The 20,592-nt window shown below is 41.1% G+C and carries 20 protein-coding genes; 10 read left to right on the top strand and 10 right to left on the bottom strand.

The window, feature by feature from the left end; translation table 11 throughout:
- Window positions 1–161: 161 nt before the first annotated feature.
- The 6 genes from NTX44_00425 to NTX44_00400 form a co-directional block, all read right to left on the bottom strand.
- Window positions 162–650, bottom strand: coding sequence for a LytTR family DNA-binding domain-containing protein (locus NTX44_00425; GenBank protein ID MCX6120071.1), 489 nt, complete (start codon window positions 648–650; stop codon window positions 162–164).
- A 226-nt stretch (window positions 651–876) separates the two neighbouring features.
- Window positions 877–2,295, bottom strand: a complete 1,419-nt coding sequence (locus tag NTX44_00420) for a DUF362 domain-containing protein (GenBank protein MCX6120070.1) — start codon at window positions 2,293–2,295, stop codon at window positions 877–879.
- Window positions 2,296–2,733: 438 nt separating this feature from the next.
- Window positions 2,734–3,306 carry a DUF4230 domain-containing protein gene (locus NTX44_00415; GenBank protein MCX6120069.1) on the bottom strand — a complete coding sequence of 191 codons (573 nt, stop codon included), beginning with the start codon at window positions 3,304–3,306 and terminating at the stop codon, window positions 2,734–2,736.
- Window positions 3,307–3,320: 14 nt separating this feature from the next.
- Window positions 3,321–3,968 (bottom strand): hypothetical protein, encoded by a 648-nt coding sequence (locus NTX44_00410; protein MCX6120068.1) that lies wholly within the window; start codon window positions 3,966–3,968, stop codon window positions 3,321–3,323.
- 6 nt (window positions 3,969–3,974) lie between these two features.
- Window positions 3,975–6,017, bottom strand: a complete 2,043-nt coding sequence (locus NTX44_00405; GenBank protein MCX6120067.1) for a M13 family metallopeptidase — start codon at window positions 6,015–6,017, stop codon at window positions 3,975–3,977.
- Between the two features lie 523 nt (window positions 6,018–6,540).
- Window positions 6,541–6,876, bottom strand: coding sequence for a hypothetical protein (locus NTX44_00400; GenBank protein ID MCX6120066.1), 336 nt, complete (start codon window positions 6,874–6,876; stop codon window positions 6,541–6,543).
- A 286-nt stretch (window positions 6,877–7,162) separates the two neighbouring features.
- Between NTX44_00400 and NTX44_00395 the strand changes: the two genes are divergently transcribed.
- The 3 genes from NTX44_00395 to NTX44_00385 all read left to right on the top strand — a co-directional run bounded on the left by NTX44_00395 (window position 7,163) and on the right by NTX44_00385 (window position 9,269).
- Window positions 7,163–7,567, top strand: coding sequence for a hypothetical protein (locus NTX44_00395; protein MCX6120065.1), 405 nt, complete (start codon window positions 7,163–7,165; stop codon window positions 7,565–7,567).
- Window positions 7,568–7,861: 294 nt separating this feature from the next.
- A complete protein-coding gene (locus NTX44_00390; protein MCX6120064.1) occupies window positions 7,862–8,701 on the top strand; it encodes an IS1 family transposase in 840 nt (279 codons plus the stop codon).
- Between the two features lie 10 nt (window positions 8,702–8,711).
- On the top strand, window positions 8,712–9,269 hold the full coding sequence (locus NTX44_00385; GenBank protein ID MCX6120063.1) for an ATP-dependent Clp protease proteolytic subunit: 558 nt from the start codon (window positions 8,712–8,714) through the stop codon (window positions 9,267–9,269).
- Between the two features lie 248 nt (window positions 9,270–9,517).
- Here NTX44_00385 and NTX44_00380 read toward each other — a convergent pair whose 3' ends face one another.
- The 4 genes from NTX44_00380 to NTX44_00365 form a co-directional block, all read right to left on the bottom strand.
- A complete protein-coding gene (locus NTX44_00380) occupies window positions 9,518–9,790 on the bottom strand; it encodes a hypothetical protein (protein MCX6120062.1) in 273 nt (90 codons plus the stop codon).
- A 375-nt stretch (window positions 9,791–10,165) separates the two neighbouring features.
- The gene (locus NTX44_00375) at window positions 10,166–10,345 is read right to left on the bottom strand and encodes a hypothetical protein (protein MCX6120061.1); all 180 of its coding nucleotides are present in this window, start codon (window positions 10,343–10,345) and stop codon (window positions 10,166–10,168) included.
- A 14-nt stretch (window positions 10,346–10,359) separates the two neighbouring features.
- Window positions 10,360–11,199 carry an IS1 family transposase gene (locus NTX44_00370; GenBank protein ID MCX6120060.1) on the bottom strand — a complete coding sequence of 280 codons (840 nt, stop codon included), beginning with the start codon at window positions 11,197–11,199 and terminating at the stop codon, window positions 10,360–10,362.
- A 285-nt stretch (window positions 11,200–11,484) separates the two neighbouring features.
- The gene (locus tag NTX44_00365; protein MCX6120059.1) at window positions 11,485–11,967 is read right to left on the bottom strand and encodes a hypothetical protein; all 483 of its coding nucleotides are present in this window, start codon (window positions 11,965–11,967) and stop codon (window positions 11,485–11,487) included.
- A 905-nt stretch (window positions 11,968–12,872) separates the two neighbouring features.
- Here NTX44_00365 and NTX44_00360 point away from each other — a divergent pair.
- From NTX44_00360 to NTX44_00330, 7 genes are all read left to right on the top strand, one after another.
- A complete protein-coding gene (locus NTX44_00360) occupies window positions 12,873–13,541 on the top strand; it encodes a hypothetical protein (protein ID MCX6120058.1) in 669 nt (222 codons plus the stop codon).
- A gap of 118 nt (window positions 13,542–13,659) precedes the next feature.
- Entirely contained in the window at window positions 13,660–14,442 is a 783-nt protein-coding gene (locus NTX44_00355) for a 4Fe-4S dicluster domain-containing protein (GenBank protein MCX6120057.1), read from the top strand.
- A gap of 15 nt (window positions 14,443–14,457) precedes the next feature.
- Entirely contained in the window at window positions 14,458–15,639 is a 1,182-nt protein-coding gene (hybB, locus tag NTX44_00350) for a Ni/Fe-hydrogenase cytochrome b subunit (GenBank protein ID MCX6120056.1), read from the top strand.
- A 40-nt stretch (window positions 15,640–15,679) separates the two neighbouring features.
- Complete coding sequence (locus NTX44_00345; GenBank protein MCX6120055.1) at window positions 15,680–16,492, top strand: hypothetical protein; 813 nt, start codon at window positions 15,680–15,682, stop codon at window positions 16,490–16,492.
- Between the two features lie 415 nt (window positions 16,493–16,907).
- A complete protein-coding gene (locus NTX44_00340) occupies window positions 16,908–18,527 on the top strand; it encodes an ATP-binding protein (protein ID MCX6120054.1) in 1,620 nt (539 codons plus the stop codon).
- A 22-nt stretch (window positions 18,528–18,549) separates the two neighbouring features.
- Window positions 18,550–19,905, top strand: a complete 1,356-nt coding sequence (locus tag NTX44_00335; GenBank protein ID MCX6120053.1) for a sigma-54 dependent transcriptional regulator — start codon at window positions 18,550–18,552, stop codon at window positions 19,903–19,905.
- A gap of 3 nt (window positions 19,906–19,908) precedes the next feature.
- Window positions 19,909–20,463 carry an archaemetzincin family Zn-dependent metalloprotease gene (locus NTX44_00330; GenBank protein MCX6120052.1) on the top strand — a complete coding sequence of 185 codons (555 nt, stop codon included), beginning with the start codon at window positions 19,909–19,911 and terminating at the stop codon, window positions 20,461–20,463.
- Window positions 20,464–20,592: the final 129 nt, after the last annotated feature.

Below are 20,592 nucleotides of genomic sequence, written 5' to 3'. Positions count from 1 at the left end.
TCTAAGACAATATTTATCATACCAACCTACTATGATACATCAAAATAAATTTCATGGAAGCTGTTGAAGAATAAATTATTGAAGCAAAGATAACACGCGCTTTTAATGCAGGTAATTATTACGCGGTTGTTGCTATGATAAGAATAAAACAACGGTGGAATTCAAAGATGGGTTCCGAATAATGTTAATAAGCGATCGCGATAGTTGCGGCTCAGATTCAATTGTGTAGAATCAGACAAGGTTATGATATAATTGCCATGATTAAGCGACTCTAATTCTTTGATGCGTTCAACATTCACAATCGCCGATCGACCGATGCGAAGAAATTTCTCTGAATCCAGCCTCACTTCCACATCTCCTATTTTCTGATGGACAATGTGAGTCTTTCCCTTGCAATGCAATCGGATATAATCTCCCCACGCTTCAATCCAATCGATATCGTCAGAGTGCACAATAATCAAACGTCCATTTGACTTCACCAGCATTTTTTTTAGGGCCGATTGCTTTTGAACAATAGTTTGACGTGCGAATAAATCTTCGAGTGAACGCTTACAAGAATTTAATTCTTGATAGAGATTTTCAATTTGCGATCGGGTTTGTTCGTTGCATGCCGCAGAATCTGAGAAATGTTGTGGTAAAGAAGAAGACATTGACAATGATCTCAACTTTTTCTGTTTATACGGAAATTCCGTCGGAAAAGTTGCTCCAAAATAACGACTATAGTTAAATTACCAAATCTTCAAATGCACGCTGTCTGCACTCCACATAGCTATTAGAAAATATCAGCAGTCAGTACACAATAATGGCGACACTTATCCTTAGGAATAATCCTTAAGAACAGTAATCGCCATGTAAATAATAAGGTGAAGCTTTTTGTTACTTTTGCAGAACTAATTTTATTACTTCAGAAAATTCTCCAGATCGCATTATGCAGAAATAGATTCCGCTTGGAAGATTCCTCGCATTCCACTGTAATTGATGATCTCCAGCAGATACAACGCCATCCACGAGCGTTACAACTTCTTGTCCAATGGAATTGTAGAGCTTCAGCGTAACATGTGCTGATTTTGGAGTATGGTATGTAATGTTGGACGTTGGATTGAATGGATTAGGCCAATTTTGTGATAACACAAAACCATCCGGTTCCGCAATTCTTTGGCGTGGGGATGTAACTCCAGTAGTGCCAATTACCTGAATTTCGCTGAGTTGGTTTGTTCCTATCCCTGCGTTGTGTGCCAAATCAAGATGATTATCACACATTTGAGTTTTACTTCCAGCAACGAGTAGCTGTGTAGCTTCAGGATTGTATCCCATCCTCTGTGTGGCAATTGAATCGGTTGCAACGGGATCTCTCCCAACGATTAAGATGTTGTCTGCACAAGTTCTAAAGGCATTGCCGTCTGGCACTTCAGCACCTCTTGAATTTTTTATACCATCGGATACTACAAGATGAATTGGCCTTGCCATATTTAGATCACAAATTGATCGTGGTAAACCTGTATATGCATTTCCTCCAGCTACATGTTGATGAAGTTGGGATCGCCATCCGGAGGAACCTGAAAGTTGGTAATAAGAGATAGGGGTAATGCCAATCAAATTCTTCATTCCGTTTGTTATGCCTGCTGTTCTATGTTCCTTCATTTTCGGGATAGAAATAAAAAAATTAATTTCAGAAGATGTTAAAATTCGATTTAACTTGATAGTGCTATAGTAATATGCATTAGTACCCACTGGTACATCTGCAAAAGATGTATACGGTGCTGTATTGTTGAGATTTACAACGTTAACCCCCAAAGATTGTTGCACGGCTTTGTACCCATAGTTGTCATAGGAGCCTTGATCCCAAATCGCCTCAACAATATAAATATCAGCTGGACGAACACCGCCATCGATTAAAAGCTGTCCGACCGCACGAAGCACTTCAGGATGCGTGAAGATAGATTCTACTGCGGGAACTCCTTTGAGGTATTGGCTTGTTGCTGGACTTGTTCCGCCAGTTATGTTAATTTTTATTGCAATTTTATTCCCTGCGCTTGCTATATCACTTATTCCACCTATATCCTCGAATAGACCCTGAATTTTTGTTTTTAATGTTACCGGATCATAATCAGTCGCAGCAGCCACTCCTACTTTAACTGGAGTGACAATTGAACTCTTCTGCGTTTGCGCAAAAAGCTGTTCCGATTTTGTAAATGGGTTGAGGGCAATCCCAGCAGCTGCAGCTCCAGCAGTTGTTAGAAATTTTCTCCGAGAGGATTTCAGATGTGAGTCGTTGGAATCATCATTCTTTTTCATTTTGTCCTTCTTTGTATGGTTTATTAAATATGATAATGAAAAACAAGATTATCTATTTCTGTCTGTCAAATATAGGTTGCCTTTCTTCTTGAAAGTCAACATACACATTCGCTAAAGAACTTTGCTTTGGAGCGTCTATTGTGAAAACTTTTCTGCTGCACTTCCAACCGTTTATAACTTTTATTAATATAGTAATTCTTCAACTTAACTACTATCTTTTTATCACCTTCATCATTTCACGTTCTTCAAAATCGCGAACAAGTTTTTCAAGTTAGAAAAGTCAATCCAAAATTGTGGCTATAGTTATTTTACCATATCTTCACACGCAAGCTATCTGCACGCCACAGTGCATCGCCTAGGTTAATACTAAAGGGTAGAGGGAACTCCAGAATATCGGCGAGAGAATGTGAGGAAGAGAATATCACTGAATTCTAACGATTAATTTTTAAAAAGTATTTCGACTTCCTTTCCGGAAAGCTCACGAAATATTGGCATGAGAAGCAGTTTCGCATTGTTCTGACAAGTGTTTTCATAACCGATGCTTTTGGCCTCATCGATTATTGCCAGTTCGGCATTTTTATATCCTTCATCAATCAGATGTGCAGTAGAGAATCCACCCCATTGCACATTGTAGATTTTTGATTTCTCGTGATTGATTTTTGACATCAATATTTCTGGTTTTGGCAATGTGATAGAGACTTGCGTGCCGGATTCGACGATATCTTCCTTCTTCACTTTCTCAAGATCAATTCCTGCAAAGACTTCGCCGGCTACAATTAGAACCGCTTTTGCGTTTGGCAGGAAAAACGGCCGCTCAGCAGTTTGTTCTAACACATCCTTAATATTTATTTTAACAAGTTCCAGCTTCCCCATCTTTTCAATTTTATCAACGGAGAGATGGTGTTCCGCTTTGGATTTCTCGGTCATGCCTTTATATATAAATATTCCGGCGATACCGCTGCCGCATACAACAACAATTAGAAGAATAATAATGAGAATAGTTCTATTCATGATTACCTCCTGCCTCATAAAATCCTTGTTGAATGATCTCCGACGTGAAACGACTCAACATCAATGGTTCCTTCATCGAGAAGAAATCCGGGAAAATCTTCAGTTGCTGCTATCGTATCAAGCGGCAAGAGAAGTTTATCATTGGGATAGACGACTAACTGATCCCCCCATGGAATAGGAGCATCTTTACCAAAGGTAGTTCTCAACGTGTCATGACTTCGAGTCCACGTTCCGCCATAATAAAATGTGAACTTAAAAAAGCCCGTGCCTTCAAATTCTACATGTCCATTACGCCTGAACGTGATCGTAGCAGTTCTCATCTCTGCCTTGAAATGTCCTTTGAGAATGACTTTACTCTGAAAATTTTCTGCATTGAAGTTCAAAGGATCAGTAAAGGAGAAGCTCAGTCCAAGTACATAGATGAACAACGGAAGAAACATTTTCACCTTTAATGGTCCGCTTTCTTTATAAATATGCTTCGAAGTGAGAATCATCATCACAACGATTCCTGCTGCCAGCATAACAATAATAATTTTTACAACAAGAGGTACTAATCCGCCAATTTGTTTCCAGTAGTACTCCGTTTTGACAATCAGAAGCAGCGCTCCCGTCAGTATCAGAGCGTCCTTATTCCATGTTTTGAGTGTATCATTGTTGATCATTCTTCATCACCAGATCTTTACGCGTAGATTCTCTGGACGCCACATCACGTCACCTTCTTGTATATGAAATGTCGTATAGAACTCTGGAATATCGGCGAGAGGTCCTATCACACGAAACTTGGCTGGCGAATGCACATCGCTTTTTACCTGGCTCGCTATTCCTTCCGGACGCATATTGATCATCCAAGCAAATGCGTAGGCAAGGAAAAACCGCTGGTTTGGATTCAATCCGGCGATGATCTCATTGTTCTTAAACTGCAGAGTATTCTTAAACGCTTCAAATCCCATCATCACGCCGGCAAGATCGGCAATATTTTCACCCTGCGTCAACTCGCCGTTGATATGTAAACTGTCCACAGCAATATAACCGTCAAACTGCTTGACGATCATTTTCGTCTTGGCAAAGAACTTTGAGCTATCCTCAGCCGTCCACCAATTGTTGAGATTGCCGTTTTCATCATACTGACAGCCTTGATCATCGAAGCCATGTGTAATTTCATGCCCAAATGTGGAGCCGCCGATAATAGAATAGAGAAGTGCATCATCTGCAAGCACCCGTTCATATCCCGGCACAATGATGTTGCAGCCCGGAACGCAAATTTCATTGTTCGATGGATTATAGTACGCATTATACGTCTGCGGCTGCATATCCCATTCGGTTCGGTCTACCGGCTTTCCGTATTTAGAAATCATATACCCAAAGTCCCAGGCATTTGCATTCATAACATTTTTGACGAATGAGGACCTGTCGATTTCCATACTACTCAAGTCTTTCCATTTATCCGGATAGCCAACTTTCATAATCACCGTGTTCAGCTTTTTTAGTGCCTTCTCTTTCGTTGCTTCGCTCATCCAATCGAGATTCTTAATCCGCTCGGCATACACGCGCTTAATCGCATTTCCAATTTCCAATAATTTTTCCTTTGTTCCTTTGGGAAGAGATTCTGCGCAATAGACTTGACCGATGAGTTCTCCGAGCGAGCGGTCACTCTGTTCCACGACACGTTTCCATCGCGGTTTCGGTTCAGGAACACCGCGCAAGACTGTGGAATAGAAACTAAAATTCTCCAAATACGTTTTATCATCTACATAGCGTGCAAGACTGCTCACAAGATGATATTTCAGATAATCCTTCCAATTTTCAAGCGAAAAAGATTGTAGATAACCGTCGAGCGCGGTGAGAAATTCAGGCTGGCCAACAATCACTGTGTCCACGCGAATCCGAAATCCAGCATTCTCCGCGAAGACTGTCCAATCGAAATGTGGCGTAGAAGACAGCAATTGTTTATACGAGATCTTATTATAATTCTTTACGGGATCACGGGTATCTTCCTTCTTTCTGGAAGTTGTAGCAATCGCTGTCTCTAGTTTCATAATATTCGTGGCGGCAAGCTGCGATTTACTATCATTATAACCTATGATCTTGAACATTCTACCGATATGCTCAACAAATTTTTGGCGGATTGATAGAGATCGTTCGTCAGTGTCCAAGTAAAATCTGCGATCAGGTAAACTCAGTCCGCCTTGGGATATGAAGATTGCATTTTTACTGCTAATCCTATCATCCTGTGCAACACCAAACCTAAACAGCGGAGCTCCTGCAACGACATGGAGGTTCGCGGCTGCTTTGGCAACATCCATCAGGTTTTTTATTTTATCAATCATAGCAATATCGTTCTTCAGATCGGCAATGCCATGGGCATTGAGCGCAATGCTGTCCATTCCGGTTCTGAAGAAATCGCCGATCTTTTGCTTATTGCTCCCCTTCTCAGCATTTGTTATTGCGGCGGAGGATTCGCATACATTGCGGATTTGTTCGTTAATCGTATCCTGTATAATTTGCCACAGACCATTGCTTGCCTCGCTTGCAGGAATCGGATTTTCCTTGAACCATTTCCCGTTGGCATACAGAAAAAAGTCATTACCCGGTTTTACAGTAGAATCGATGTGCGCAATCAAAGGATCGATGGACGCTCCGATCTGACTGAAAGAGAATGAAAAACAAAACAGGACAATCGCAAATGCTGAAACAACGGTGGATTTATTCATGGTACATCCCTTTAAAAGTTATTCAACGCTGCATGATCTTTGTAGTAATCAAACTATAATTTGCGAAAATAGAAACAGGAAAGAATAAGTAAAATACTGATCGGAATACTTCAATCAATTTTTCGATGTGAATTCCGACATAATTGACTTTTAACATTGCGAAAAAATAAGCGATTAGATTTATTATTAATTTTCTATTCAAGAGCAATCGATCTAAAATAAATAATTATTTCACACCTCCTATTGTGTTGAATATTGAGAGAGATGAAAAAATGTTATTGGAAACATGAACATTTTATTATAAGATATATGGAGTTTTCGAAGTTAAAGTTTGAATATTTGGTGCTGTCCTAATTTGAAATAGGACTTCGTTTTTAATTCGTTTTCAATCATTACTATTTTTCCGTTTTCACTTAAAAGCCTGATATATGAATTATGTTCATCTTGTCAAGTGCGTTTTTTACCTTTTTACATTAAATTTTCAACACCTCATATTTCACTTGATTAAGATGCTATTAACTTGTTATATTACAGCCAGTTGTAAAACAATAAATCCCTCATTTTGTTCTTTTAAATAATCTTTGAAAAATATTGCATTGCGTTCATTTAAATAAAAGTTTGGTGGTATCTCTTTTGCCATCAAAGAGACCCGCATACATAACCTCGTAAGAGCATGTTCTTGCGGTATGAGACCATGAAGAGGTCTCACTGTCGATGCTTCAATCGGCTGAATGGCGAGAAGCCCGCTACAATTGTGTACAACCACAATGCTGAGCGGAAGCCTCGTCGAACTCAAGGGCATTGTAACGTTCAATGGTCTTGACGTGGTAGCAACGCCACGATAATCCTGCCATTCCATTAACGGTATGGAGCGCTCCTGCCTTTTTCAATGGATACTACAATGAGAAAGACGGAAATCAAAGTAGAGGTCAAAATTGATGTTGCTGCTATTTTAGTTGTTATCATCAGCACATTGTTACTTCTACTTCGTTAATAGCATGGCGAGCCTAAAAACTCGCCATGCTCCTTGTTTATCCAAAAGCACAATGCAACACTTTTCAAAGAACAAAAAAACTTTATTTTGTACTTGACACTGTAATATACATTACGTAATTTATATCCGTAATATGATTACGGAGAAGACAATGAAACTGCATATACCAAAACAACCAATTCTTGATGAACTCCAAAAATTGGTAAACGAACATTCAACTCTATTAGACAGACATTCTGAAATAGAGTTGAACCTCCACGCTGTTGAGGAAAAGATTAATTCTTTAAAAGATGCATATAAAACTTTTTTTGGAGAAGAGCCGTCTATCTTGCTTCCCTCATCGCTCAATTCAAGTTTAGGCGATTTCCTTGAAATCATTCTCAAAGAAAATAATACGCTGGAAATCAATCGGGCTATCGAACTTCTTAGAGAAAAGAGAGTAAAGCTTAGTTTAAATAATCCAAGAAATGTTTTAGCGAATCTGGTAAAAAAGGATAAGAAGAAACGCTTTACACGGTTAGAAGACGGAAGGATTTCTTTGCGTGAAACAAAGTGAAATAAATAGGCATGCTCTAAATCTTGTACGAAATCTAAGTTGTCAGCTAAAGTCCCGTACTGCTTTTGGGTGTACGAAGACGGCAAAGCTGGAAATGCTGAGAGATAACCTGATCGGAAGGACTCAGCAGATTTCAGAGCATGCTTTTTTTGATTCTTAATAAACAATGAGCCTGTAAGTGCTTGAACACTTACAAGCTCCGATAATCCAAGCCCGAATGAACGGACATTGAACCACACTCTAATTTCGTTCATTGCGGGGATAAAGTCAACCCCAAACTTTAGGAGCTTCGCAATGAACACTTTACCACTCTCTAAAAAAGCCTTAATTCTATCAAGTTTAGTTGAAGGGCTTTCCATTCGTAGTATTGAACGCTTAACAAATACACACAGAGACACGATCATGCGCTTGCTTGTTGAAGCCGGAACAAGGGCAAGCGATATTCTCGACAGCCAATTAGTAAACCTCGAAAGTAAGTTCATCGAAATTGACGAGATATGGACGTACGTCGGAAAGAAACAAAGACACGTTTTACCGCGTGAAAAAGATAATACCGAATTAGGCGACCAATACGTATTTATAGCGTTAGACGCGGAAACCAAACTTGTTCCATTGTTCATAGTTGGGAAAAGAACTGGAAAAACCGCATATTCGTTTATTTCTGATTTAAGGGGACGCATTAAAACCCGCTTTCAACTTTCTTCTGATTCGTTTGGTGCATACTATGAAGCCGTCCATCGTGTATTCGGCTCTGATATTGATTATGGACAAATTCATAAAAGTTATCGTGAACCAAGCACAAGCGAAAAACGCTACTCTCCTCCATGTATAGCAAGCGTAACATTGAAATCCTTAATCGGTGAACCCATTAGAGAACACATTTCCACAAGTTACATTGAACGCCAAAACTTGACCATGAGAATGCAAATGCGTAGATTTACTCGACTCACAAACGGCTTTTCCAAGAAATTCGATAACCTGAAAGCCAATCTTGCCTTGTATTTCTTTTACTATAACTTTGTTCGCGTTCATCAATCCTTACGGGTTACACCTGCAATGCAAGCAAATGTAACGAATCATATTTGGAACTTTGAAGAACTATTAACTAACCGACAATTAAAACAAGCCGCATAGGGGAATAATCATGCCAATTCATGTGATTCATTTTTACACATCAGTTTCCTATGAAAGTTGCAACCAATTAAAAAACGTTTGTTTAGATGCAGTAAGACAAAAAGCACCTGAAATTCATATTCATCTATCCAGTGGCGGTGGAAGCACATTGTATGGATTCACTCTTTATAATTTTATTAAATCCCTGCCCGTTCCCGTTACTATTCATAATTTAGGAAGCGTGGAATCTATCGCAATGATAATTTTCTTGGCTGCGCCCAATCGCTTGTCCTGTTCTCATAGTAGATTCCTCCTTCATTCTTTGCAGTGGGACTTTACAGCCGCCACAAGCGTAGATCATGCCAGACTCAGAGAACATGCATCCGCGCTCAACAACGACATGGAGAGATACATTGACATTTTCAAAGAACGCACTCAAGGAGCGAAAGAACCCATCGACGTTGCCGCCTGTCTCTCCGGTAATGAGAGATTTATCACAGCCGCCGACTCCATCAAATCGGGAATCACTCATAAAGTTGTTGATGCCACCATTCCCAAAGATGCAATTAATTGGTGGGTTAATGTATAAGACTTTCATGGCTAATTAGGACACTACCGAATATTTGGTAGTGTCCTAATTCCACGCCCAAAAAGCAAAGTGACCATAGAAATATTTTATGATGAAGACTTAGAGGTAGCTAAGCAAAGATTTAAAAATAATATCGAAAGGAATGTGCGCCTTGGATATTATGGCGTTTATCAAATTAGGACTTATGGCAAGCCAACCGAGCAAAGTGTGCAAGAAATAAAGGAAGCTCTGAAATTGTTTTTGACATATTAAAGTTTGATAGACTTCCAGCTAAAGACAATATCAAATATATGTAATTGGAGTTTACCCGATATTGTGGTTTCTGGTTCTGCCAACATTTGATATGTTTTGTTTTTGTCTGTTGGCAATATTAAAGCAATCGTAAAATCAGTAAAATGATTTCTGAAAACATTAAATATTTCTTTTTGTTTGGCATCGTTGTTAAGTATGTCTGCATTAATTTTGACAAACGCAAATTTACGATTATCCAGTGTTTGTTCGCAGTATTGATATTCTTTCATAGTCTGTCCTTTTAAGGTTTTAGAGATATGTGTACCACGTATGAAACAATAACGATCAAGATTATAGATAGCAAATGAATAATAGTCTTTAGAGACGAAATGACATGCGCTCTAAAATTTTCATCGTTCATATAGGCATTCATAATAGTTTCCTTATTCGTTTTGCTCAAAATGGTGACTTATGGAAAACAAAGATAAATCGATAGCCGAAATCAATTTGGAAACTAAAACGTTTTGGCGCGTTTTCATTGCTCTTCTTTCTATCGAGCAAGAATATGGATACGGAAATCTTCAGAAGCTTCCAAGACGCGTCCAAGAAGTTGCGAACGTTGCAAGTCAAACAACAACAAAATTTTTAAAATCTTATAGGTATAATTAAATTTTGCGATCTTTTATTCTTTTAAGAACGGTCGAATAAAGTTCTATGATTTTATTGATTTCGCCGGCTTGTTTGCCTTGGTCTGTTTCGGTTAAGCCATTGGGGTACCAACCGGAAATAAGTGCCGTTGTAATTTGGAGCGCAATTTGTTCATGTTTGTTAAGGGGTTCGGGCATAAGGTCTCCTTTTATTATGCGGCTTGTTTTAGTTGTTGGTTAGTTAATAGTTCTTCAAAGTTCCAAATATGATTTGTGACGTTTGCTTGCATTGCAGGAGTAACCCGTAAAGATTGATGAATACGAACAAAGTTATAGTAAAAGAAATACAGGGCAAGATTGGCTTTCAGGTTATCAAGTTTCTTGGAAAAGCCGTTTGTGAGTCTGGTAAATCTACGCATTTGCATTCTCATGGTCAAGTTTTGGCGTTCAATGTAACTTGTGGAAATGTGTTCCCTAATAGGTTCGCCAATTAGGGACTTCAATGTTACGCTTGTTATACATGGAGGAGAGTAACGTTTTTCGCTTGTGCTTGGTTCACGATATCTTTTATGAATTTGCCCATAATCAATATCAGAGCCGAATACACGATGGACGGCTTCATAATATGCACCAAACGAATCAGAAGAAAGTTGAAAACGGGTTTTAATGCGTCCTCTTAAATCAGAAATAAAAGAATATGCGGTTTTTCCGGTTCTTTTACCGACCGTGAACAATGGAATAAGTTTGGTTTCCGCGTCTAACGCTATAAATACGTACTGGTCGCCTAATTCGGTATTATCTTTTTCACGCGGTAAAACGTGTCTTTGTTTCTTCCCGACGAAAGTCCATATCTCGTCAATTTCGATATATTTACTTTCGAGGTTTACTAATTGGCTATCGAGAATATCGTTTGCTCTTGTTCCGGCTTCAACAAGCAAGCGCATGATCGTGTCTCTGTGGGTATTTGTTAAGCGTTCAATACTGCGAATGGAAAGCCCTTCAACTAAGCTTGACAAAATCAGGGCTTTTTTAGAGAGTGATAAGGTGTTCATTGCGAATCTCCTAAAGTTTAGGGTTGATTTTTACCGCGCAATGAACGAAATTAGAGTGTGGTTCAATGTCCGTTCACGCGGGCTTGGATTATCGGAGCTTGTGAGTGCTGAAACACTTGCAAGCTCGTTGTTTATTAAGAATCAAAAAAAGCATGCTCTGAAATCTGCTGAGTCCTTCCGGTCAGGTTATCACTCAGCATTTCCAGCTTTGCCGTCTTCGTACACCAAAAAGCAGTACGGGACTTTAGCTGATAACTTAGATTTCGTACAAGATTCCGAGCATGCCTACTTTTCATTTTCTTTCCTCAAAGACACCATTCCATCTTCGCTAACCTTAAATCGGTTTTGTTTGTCATTTTTTAATGCCGTATTAAGAACAACGCGAGGATGTTTCATACTCAACCGTATATTGTATTGCCGTAATTTTTCAATGATTTCATTTTTAGAAAGTGGTTCGTTCATGCCGAATAATATTAACTGCATAGCATCGCCAATTTTTGTAGAGGGAGTAAGATGCAGAAAAGTTTCTTTGTACGATTTGGGTAAATTCGGCGGCATTTTGGCGGTCAACAATTGATAGGCTTCAATCAGTGATTCTAAGGCTTTCATACTGTCTGCAAGATCTTCTTCCAGTTTCTTTATTTGATTGGCGGCGGGTTCTATTCGGTTTATTAGTGACTGGATTGCAACCTCGATTTGTCGTGGCGTTGGTTTTAAAGCTTCAAGGGTTGCGTTGGTTATCTGTTTTCTCGTAGGTTGCTTTGACATAAATGCTCCTAAATATTATCTAAATGAATATGCGAAATAATTATTTAGTTGTCAAGTACAAAATAAAGTATTTTTGTTCTTTGAGAAAATAATTTCCAGTGAGGGAACGGGTCACTTCAATCAGCTTTTACGCTTTTTGAAGCTACTCAATGGTATCCGAAAGACTTTCGCCTTTTTAGGATAGATTGTTTTCCCGTTGCGCACAACGTATTTACAGAAAACGAATCCGCTTTCTGGCTTTGGTTGCGCTGCGTTAGTAGCAATCGCCATGTATATCACCTCCTTTCTTTTGGGTTTATACTGAATCGGCTCTCGCTTTCCCGTGTTCAAGTCGATTATAAAACCGAACTGAAAGAGGAAAGCGGGCGGATAAGTAAAACCTAAAAGGGGAAATGAAAGACGGCGGAGCTTTTATCCCTCACTGGCTATTTAAAAGAACAAAATACATTAATCTGACACTATAAAGCTATGCGGTTGCAGAGATTGAATCAAGAAGCGGATGAAAATAAATATCTTAATAGAGTTGATTCAACAACCATTCTTGGGTAACTTGAATATTATTTCCCTTCAATATTCCCTTGAAATTAAGATATTCCAGAATTTAAAAGGCAGTGAAATGTTATGACAGAAAACAATACAAATAATACTGAAATTGAATTAGGACACTACCGAATATTTCAACACCAGATGTAAGGATGTTCAACACTATGAAGTGTTGTTTTATACTTCGTAAAGCATATATTCAGCGAAAATAGAATAAAAACCGAAGTTTAAGTCATAAATTGAAGTCGCTCAACTTTGGCACGTATATTGGAACTAATTTAGTGGAAAGCTCGACAGAAATTGTCTTAGCAAACATATTTTTAAGAGATTGAATTAATTATCCAAATTAAGGAGATAGAGTCATGGTAGCATTATTCGTCATCGCCACAATACTTCTTTGTGTTGGCATTGAATTGCTGAGAGATCGTGCCAAACAGCGAAGTGCAGTTCCAACTGCAGCTCAGGTTCCTGCGGATCGATTCTTATTACCAAAAGGATACTTCATCAGCAAGGCACATGCGTGGGTCGAGTTGACGTTTGCCGGCGATGCACGCATCGGCGTGGATGACTTCGCACAAAAAGTTATCGGAAAAATTGAGAGAATAGAAGTCGCTCCTCTTGGATCTGAAATCAAAAAGGGTGAACCATTGATGACGGTTTGTCACGGTAATCGAATGCTCTCAATTCCGGCGCCAATTACCGGCAAAGTGCTTACGGTAAACGATTCATTGATTGCTGATCCACATCGTTTACATCAAGACCCGTATATAGCAGGATGGGTTGCAGTTGTCGCTCCGAAAAATATTTCATCCGAACTGCATTTCCTTACGATCGCAGACGAAGCTGCCAGATGGCTGAGAAAAGAAGTCAGCCGTTTCCGTGATTTCATCAAAGCACAATCGCAAATCGGCGTACCGGCTCCTGCGGGCGCCACAATGCTTGATGGCGGCGCACCGCTCAACGGAGTTCTTGAACAATGTAATGAGAACACATGGAATGCCTTCCAAAAAGAATTTTTAAAAGCAGAATAAAATTAATTTTAGATTCCCCGCCTGACAGGCGGGTTGGCCGATGGAAAACCATTCTGTTCTTGGCCGAGATCGGGCGAGCGTCATATAAAGAATAATTCATTGTTTTGGAGAAGCAGCTATGTCTGGTTATGGAATTTTAATTGATACTACTCTCTGCATCGGGTGTTATGCATGTGAAGCGGCTGACGCTGAGCGCTGGGGAAACCCAGTTTCCGACAAGCATATACTCTCATCTGTGCTGAACACCGCTGTTTTGCAGGTTGATGAAACCAATGTTCCGCGCATGTGCATGCACTGTGCCGAGCCAACGTGCGCATCGGTATGTCCGGTCGGTGCAATTCAAAAGACAACCACGGGCGCAGTCGTTTATGATGCCGATAAATGCATGGGATGCCGATATTGCATGCAAGCATGTCCGTTTGATATTCCGAAGTACCAATGGGACAGTGTGAATCCAAAAGTAACAAAGTGCGACCTTTGCCACGAGCGTGTTGAAAAAGGCGGCAAACCCGCATGCGTCGAAGCATGCCCGGCAAATGCAAGAACGTTTGGCAAAGTTGACGAACTCATACAAGAGGCACAAAAACGGATGTACGAAAATCCCGGCAAGTACTATCCGTCCATCTATGGTGTGCGGGAAGCAGGCGGCACATCTATTCTCTATCTTGCAGATAAACCATTCGAGAAACTCGGATTGAAAACAAACTTACCAAACCATCCCATGCCGAATCTCACGTGGGAAATTCTTTCCAAGATTCCTAATTATGTCTTTTGGGGAAGCACACTCTTATCCGGTGTCTGGTGGATTACCAACAGGCGGAAAGAGGTTCAAGCGTACGAGTTGAAATTGAAAGAGATGGAATCGCGCGATAATCATGGACATTCTCATAAACAATCGTAAATAACGGATACAAAAATGATATCGAAATTATTTTCTAAATTAAAATTTTGGACTGTGGTATTTTGGTTGATTATGGCGGCAGGATTTGTTTCTGCAGTCATCAGATTTGGATGGGGATTAGGAGCATCGACACATCTGAGCGATCAATTTCCATGGGGATTGTGGGTGGGATTTGATGTCGTGTGCGGTGTCGGACTTGCAGCCGGTGGTTTTGTTGTTGCGGCGTCTGTTTATATTTTCAACCTTGAACATTATCGTCCAATTCTGCGCCCTGCGATCTTAACCGCATTTCTTGGTTATATTCTTGTCGTTGTCGGATTGATGTTCGACCTGGGAAGACCCTGGAATGTCTGGCATCCGATTATTATGTGGAACCCGCATTCGGTGATGTTTGAAGTCGGCTGGTGCGTGATGCTGTATTCGACAGTACTCGCGTTGGAATTTAGTCCGATTATTTTTGAAAAGTTGAATTTCGAACGCCCCCAAAAAATTCTCCACACAATCACTATTCCCATGGTGATCCTAGGAGTCATCCTCTCCACTTTGCATCAATCATCGCTCGGATCGCTTTTCCTTATCATACCGGAAAAAGTGTATCCGCTGTGGTATTCCTCCAGCCTGCCGTATCTTTTCTTCACATCGGCAGTGGCGGTTGGTCCGGCGATGGTGATCATCGAATCGTTTTTGAGTTCACGCGCGTTCCATCGTGAGATTGAAATCAATATTCTTTCACAGATCGCGAAAGTCACAGTTGTAGCACTCGCGGTCTATCTTGTACTCAAGATCGAAGACATCAATAACTTGAAACTCTGGTCGTACGTCTTCAATTTCAATTTTGAAGGAATAATGTACTGGGCAGAAATTGGTTTGGGCGCTATCGTTCCAATGGTGTTGCTTATCAGTCCGCGCGTGCGAGCCACAACGACAGGATTATTTGTATCCGCATTGCTTGTGGTTATGGGATTTGTGTTTAATCGATTAAACATTGCGATTACAGCTATCGAACGCAGTGCAGGTACGGCGTACTTCCCCGCCTGGACAGAAATTTCAATTACATTGATGATCGTGGCGCTCGGATTTGCAATCTTCCGGCTTGCAGTGCAGTACTTACCGATCTTTCCAGAACCTCGCAAGGAAGAAGCGAAAACTGCGATACAACAAGATGTTGTTACGTTTATAGATGTTCCAATTCATTAAACCGAATTGGTTCAAAAGAATATTTGAAGGGTTGCTCAACATGAAAAATCAATCAACAAACAGTGTGATACCTGAAGGCGAGTTACGCTGTGTCTGGATGGATGCAGGTGTCACTGAATTCAAACTGTGCGATCAGGAATATCGCTGCGAGAAGTGCGCATTTCATATGAATGTCACTCAGCAACATGAGCACAACAACTTACCGACTACTCCACAAGAAATGGAGCAGTCTGCTAACGGCAGGGCGATGACAGCAGATGCACTTTTTAAAGACATACTGAAGAAGCGGCTCGATCATCTTCGCACTGTTCCTGTTCCTCAAGATAGGACATACAGCCGCGGACAATTTTGGATTCAGCAAAATGAGACAGGCAATTATAAGGTTGGAATTAATCATATCCTCGCAAATTTCTTCCAGCCGATTTTAAGCATTGTCATTTCAAAAGCCCCGGCGAACATCCATCGGCACGACCCGTTCTGTTGGATCGTCTTGCCAGGTGGTGCAATTACACTGCGTTCTCCCATCGAAGCAACAATCACTCGATTCAATCCAGCGTTGCAGCAAAAACCCAATTTATTAAACGATGCTCCATTTCATGATGGATGGATTATGGAGATCACCGCAAAATCGAAAGGATTAAACAGTTTTACTTCTTCAACCGATTCTCAGCGTTTGGTGAAACGAACTCTCCATACTGCAGAACATATTTTTAAACAGACATTTCAACATCTTCAACCATCCGCCGGAATAACACTTTTTGATGGCGGTATCAGTACGGGCACTATTGAAAGTATTCTTGGTCCAACAATCTATAGAGAAGTTGTCAATCGAATAACGCACTTTCCTTCATAATTTCATTTTATTGCCATTCCTCGCCTCTGTTATCTATGATGACAGAGGCATTATATTTTTCATTTCATGTTGCACAACATTAGGTAAAAATGAATGTCTTTGCGCAACTAGCCCGACATGCCCCACGGGCACGTGACTATCGTCATGAGGATGAGGAATTTGAAAATATCGAAAAAATATAAGATTTTTTACCGTCCAGCAAAGCACCTACCATTTCAGGCCTTTTTCAATTCTATTAATTGTCGTTATACCAATCCTTACCAATTTATCTAATTTATAAGAGTAATTTTCTTTTTATTGAGACTTTAAGCTATATTTCCATTCAGATTGTTGAGTTTGTCAACCCTTCCTGGTTGTAATTAATTGGCACAAATCTTGCCATAAAACTGTATATTATTTCAACTTGATTTTGAAAATGAGACGATTTTTCCATTTACTTGGCTTTCGGCTTTTTCTCGGTGTTGCTGTTATAGTAGCCGCAGGCACAACACTATTCACGATGTTTCTTGTGGATTGGCAGTCAAGTAAATATATAGCCGCTGCCCAACAATCTGCTACGAACATCAGCGATCTCATCAGCCGATCAACACGTTACAGTATGCTGCTCAATCGCCGTGAAGATATTTACGAAATCATTAAGACCATTGGAAATGAGCCTCGTATAGAACGAATACGCATTATCGATAAAAAGGGGATCGTCAACTTTTCAACACAAGAATCCGAAGTCGGTAAGAGTGTTGATATGACCGCCGAGGCGTGTATCGGATGCCACAGTACAGGAAAGCCCATTGTCCCAAAGAATGATCCCACGCTAACGCGCATTTTCGAATCACCAAAAGGGTACCGCGTCATCGGTATTATCACTCCTATCCGCAATGATGCGGGCTGCGCAACCAGCAACTGCCATGCGCACAGCAGTTCTCAAACTGTATTAGGAATTTTAGATGTCATGATCCCCCTGCAGGATGTTGATCAGGACATTGCGAAGTTCGAACGGACACAGATATATGGATCGCTTGCATTGTTTGTTGTGCTGACAGGATTCGTAACAATATTCATTTGGAGAATGGTAAATATTCCGGTGAAGAAGCTTGCTGTCGGCACACAGGAAATCGTCAAAGGAAATCTAGACCATCAAATTGATGTACAGACGAATGATGAAATCGGATATCTGGCAATTTCTTTCAACCAGATGACGCAAGAATTGAAACGTGCCCGGAAGGAACTCACCGCTTGGACTCAAACACTGGAACAGCGTGTCTCCGAAAAGACAGAAGAACTTCGTCGAGCGCAAAAACACATGGTACAGATTGAGAAAATGGTATCACTCGGCACGCTTGCTGCTACAGTCGCGCACGAACTCAATAATCCGCTTGAAGGTATTCTGACATACGCCAAACTGCTTCGAAAAAAATTAGAGCGCGGAATCCTTTCCACAGAAGGCACACAAGAAATGATCAGCGAACTTACTCTTATCGCCGATGAAACTGCACGATGCGGCAACATCGTGAAAAACCTTCTCCTCTTCTCGCGCGAGAAAGTTGGAGAGTTCAAAGACTCTGATTTGCATTTCATCATCGGACAAAGTCTCAAGCTCATCGATCATCATTTGAAAATGAACAATATACTATCTGAAGTCGAGATAGAAGAGAAACCGGTGATACTCTATTGTGATGCGCATCAGCTGGAAGAAGCACTGTTGGCACTTGAGATCAATGCTGTGGAGGCAATGCCTGCTGGTGGGACATTCCACATCGCTGTGAACGAAATTGAATATTTGAATGCAGTCCAAATCGCCGTAAGCGATACCGGTACCGGCATTCAAGAAGATGAGATGCCGCACATCTTTGAGCCGTTTTACACAACAAAGAAAGATGGTAAGGGAACCGGCCTCGGTCTGTCTGTCGTTTATGGTATCATCGAACGACACAGCGGTTCGATCACTGTGGATTCGAAACCAGGCGTTGGCACAACATTTACAATCACGTTACCACGACAAACCGCGCTGAAGGAATCCGCGCAAACTAACATTTGAAATCTCTAAAGAGGTTATGATTATGGCTGGAAAAAAATCTGCACCGCAAAGCATACTGATCGTCGATGATGAACTCATTGTTCGCGAGTCGCTCACAAAGTGGTTCCGTCAAGATGGGTACCGAGTCGAGGCAGCAGAAGATGCTAATCACGCGCTTAAATTGATGAGCGAAGGTCCGTGGGATTTAGCATTGCTCGATATTAAAATGCCGGGCATGAGCGGACTCGATCTTCAAAAGCGGTTGAAGGAGATCGATAAAAACACCGGTATTATTATGATCACCGCATTCGCGTCAGTTGAAAGCGCAGTGCAGGCGCTCAAAGAAGGTGCATTCGATTATGTCACGAAGCCAATCGATCCTGATCACCTTTCACACATTGTAGCGAATGCTCTCAAGCAAAAGAAAATAGTTGAAGAGAACGTCCAGCTTCGCGAACAGATTTCTGATATCGCCAAAGCTACCGACATCGTTGGCGAAAGTCAGCAGATCCAAAAGGTTATTGAGTTAGCGAAAACCGTTGCAAAGACCGATACGACAGTGATGCTGCGCGGTGAAAGCGGAACCGGTAAAGAACTTATTGCGCGGGCAATTCATGCGAACAGTGACCGGCGGTACTTCCCAATTATTGCAGTGAATTGCGGTGCAGTGACGGAGAGTCTGTTGGAAAGCGAACTCTTTGGCCACGAAAAAGGCGCGTTCACAGGGGCGCAATATCGCCGTAAAGGCAAATTTGAGTTAGCAGATGGTGGAACGATATTCCTTGATGAGATTGGTAATGTAAGTCAGAAAATGCAAGTGCAGCTCCTGCGAGTGATTGAGACAAAACAATTTACACGTGTTGGAGGCAGCGAAGTTATTTCCAGCGACTTTCGTGTTATTTGCGCCACGAACCGCGATCTTGAAGCTGCAGTAAAAGATGGTTCGTTTCGTGAAGATTTGTATTACCGCTTAAATGTCTTCACGGTGTCCATCCCACCCTTGCGCGAACGCCGTGCGGATATTCCTTTGCTCGCCGAATACTTTCGCAGCAAATACGCTGCCATTATGCACAAAGCCGTTACAGAAATAAGCGCAAACGCGATGGATATTATGGTACAATACGACTGGCCTGGAAATGTTCGTGAGCTGGAGAACGTTATGGAGCGTGCGATGGTACTTGCAGTGCCGCCGGCAATCCAACACACTGAATTACCGTTCCAACTTGCATCCAAAGCGCACGGCTTGCAAGCAGATTCACTTGCCGTTGTCGAACGGGCGCAAGTGGAAATGATTCTCAACCGTACCGGATGGAACATCTCTCGTTCGGCGGATATTCTTGACATTGACCGAGTGACACTCTATAATAAAATTACGAAGTACGGACTAAAGAGACCATAGGTGATGTCTTCTATTCTGATCGTTCCGATTCGTCCGGTCGATCATGCGGAGTTGACGGCACTCGTCGCACCGCTTTCCAACGCATTTGAACTACCGGTCTCCATTGAAGAATCGAGGTATCTTGATCCATCCTTCGCGTTTGATTCCTATCGCAACCAGTTTAACTCCACTTCTATAATCTCCACACTCCTCAATCACGTTCCAGAGCATTCTGGAAAAATCATCGGCATTACAGCAGTTGATCTTTTCGTACCGGTACTGACCTATGTCTTCGGTGAAGCCCAATTAGACGGGCGCATTGCCGTCTTATCAACGTATAGATTGAGAGAAGAACTTTACGGATTGGATCCAAATCCAAAATTGGAGCAAATCCGAGTGTTGAAAGAAGCGATTCATGAACTCGGCCATACCTTCGGACTCATTCATTGCCACAATCCTGAGTGCGTTATGCATTCCTCCACTTCTGCGGAAGAGGTTGATGTAAAAGGAAAAAACTTCTGCGAAGAGTGCAACCAGACGGTTCAAAGTTCAATATCACCATTCAGTGAACGAGCGTAGTTGATACTTTGACGGGAGAACCAATGGAAGTGATAGATGAATTCTGCAGAACTAAATGATATCCCATCCGATTTTGTTTCGACACAAAACCTTCGCTGTTTCAATCAGCATTGATGGGATTGGTAACGT

The sequence above is a fragment of the Ignavibacteriales bacterium genome, from assembly GCA_026390575.1.
Classification (GTDB): domain Bacteria; phylum Bacteroidota; class Ignavibacteria; order UBA10030; family UBA10030; genus Fen-1298.
The sequence above is the reverse complement of the archived record's forward strand: the minus strand, read 5'-3'. Positions and strand labels throughout refer to the sequence as shown.

Excerpts from the sequence above, each read along its gene's own strand:
- NTX44_00425 (MCX6120071.1), bottom strand. The coding sequence starts at position 650 with ATGTCTTCTTCTTTACCACAACATTTCTCAGATTCTGCGGCATGCAAC.
- NTX44_00420 (MCX6120070.1), bottom strand. The coding sequence starts at position 2,295 with ATGAAAAAGAATGATGATTCCAACGACTCACATCTGAAATCCTCTCGG.
- NTX44_00415 (MCX6120069.1), bottom strand. The coding sequence starts at position 3,306 with ATGAATAGAACTATTCTCATTATTATTCTTCTAATTGTTGTTGTATGC.
- NTX44_00410 (MCX6120068.1), bottom strand. The coding sequence starts at position 3,968 with ATGATCAACAATGATACACTCAAAACATGGAATAAGGACGCTCTGATA.
- NTX44_00405 (MCX6120067.1), bottom strand. The coding sequence starts at position 6,017 with ATGAATAAATCCACCGTTGTTTCAGCATTTGCGATTGTCCTGTTTTGT.
- NTX44_00400 (MCX6120066.1), bottom strand. The coding sequence starts at position 6,876 with ATGGAATGGCAGGATTATCGTGGCGTTGCTACCACGTCAAGACCATTG.
- NTX44_00395 (MCX6120065.1), top strand. The coding sequence starts at position 7,163 with ATGAAACTGCATATACCAAAACAACCAATTCTTGATGAACTCCAAAAA.
- NTX44_00390 (MCX6120064.1), top strand. The coding sequence starts at position 7,862 with ATGAACACTTTACCACTCTCTAAAAAAGCCTTAATTCTATCAAGTTTA.
- NTX44_00385 (MCX6120063.1), top strand. The coding sequence starts at position 8,712 with ATGCCAATTCATGTGATTCATTTTTACACATCAGTTTCCTATGAAAGT.
- NTX44_00380 (MCX6120062.1), bottom strand. The coding sequence starts at position 9,790 with ATGAAAGAATATCAATACTGCGAACAAACACTGGATAATCGTAAATTT.
- NTX44_00375 (MCX6120061.1), bottom strand. The coding sequence starts at position 10,345 with ATGCCCGAACCCCTTAACAAACATGAACAAATTGCGCTCCAAATTACA.
- NTX44_00370 (MCX6120060.1), bottom strand. The coding sequence starts at position 11,199 with ATGAACACCTTATCACTCTCTAAAAAAGCCCTGATTTTGTCAAGCTTA.
- NTX44_00365 (MCX6120059.1), bottom strand. The coding sequence starts at position 11,967 with ATGTCAAAGCAACCTACGAGAAAACAGATAACCAACGCAACCCTTGAA.
- NTX44_00360 (MCX6120058.1), top strand. The coding sequence starts at position 12,873 with ATGGTAGCATTATTCGTCATCGCCACAATACTTCTTTGTGTTGGCATT.
- NTX44_00355 (MCX6120057.1), top strand. The coding sequence starts at position 13,660 with ATGTCTGGTTATGGAATTTTAATTGATACTACTCTCTGCATCGGGTGT.
- hybB (MCX6120056.1), top strand. The coding sequence starts at position 14,458 with ATGATATCGAAATTATTTTCTAAATTAAAATTTTGGACTGTGGTATTT.
- NTX44_00345 (MCX6120055.1), top strand. The coding sequence starts at position 15,680 with ATGAAAAATCAATCAACAAACAGTGTGATACCTGAAGGCGAGTTACGC.
- NTX44_00340 (MCX6120054.1), top strand. The coding sequence starts at position 16,908 with ATGAGACGATTTTTCCATTTACTTGGCTTTCGGCTTTTTCTCGGTGTT.
- NTX44_00335 (MCX6120053.1), top strand. The coding sequence starts at position 18,550 with ATGGCTGGAAAAAAATCTGCACCGCAAAGCATACTGATCGTCGATGAT.
- NTX44_00330 (MCX6120052.1), top strand. The coding sequence starts at position 19,909 with ATGTCTTCTATTCTGATCGTTCCGATTCGTCCGGTCGATCATGCGGAG.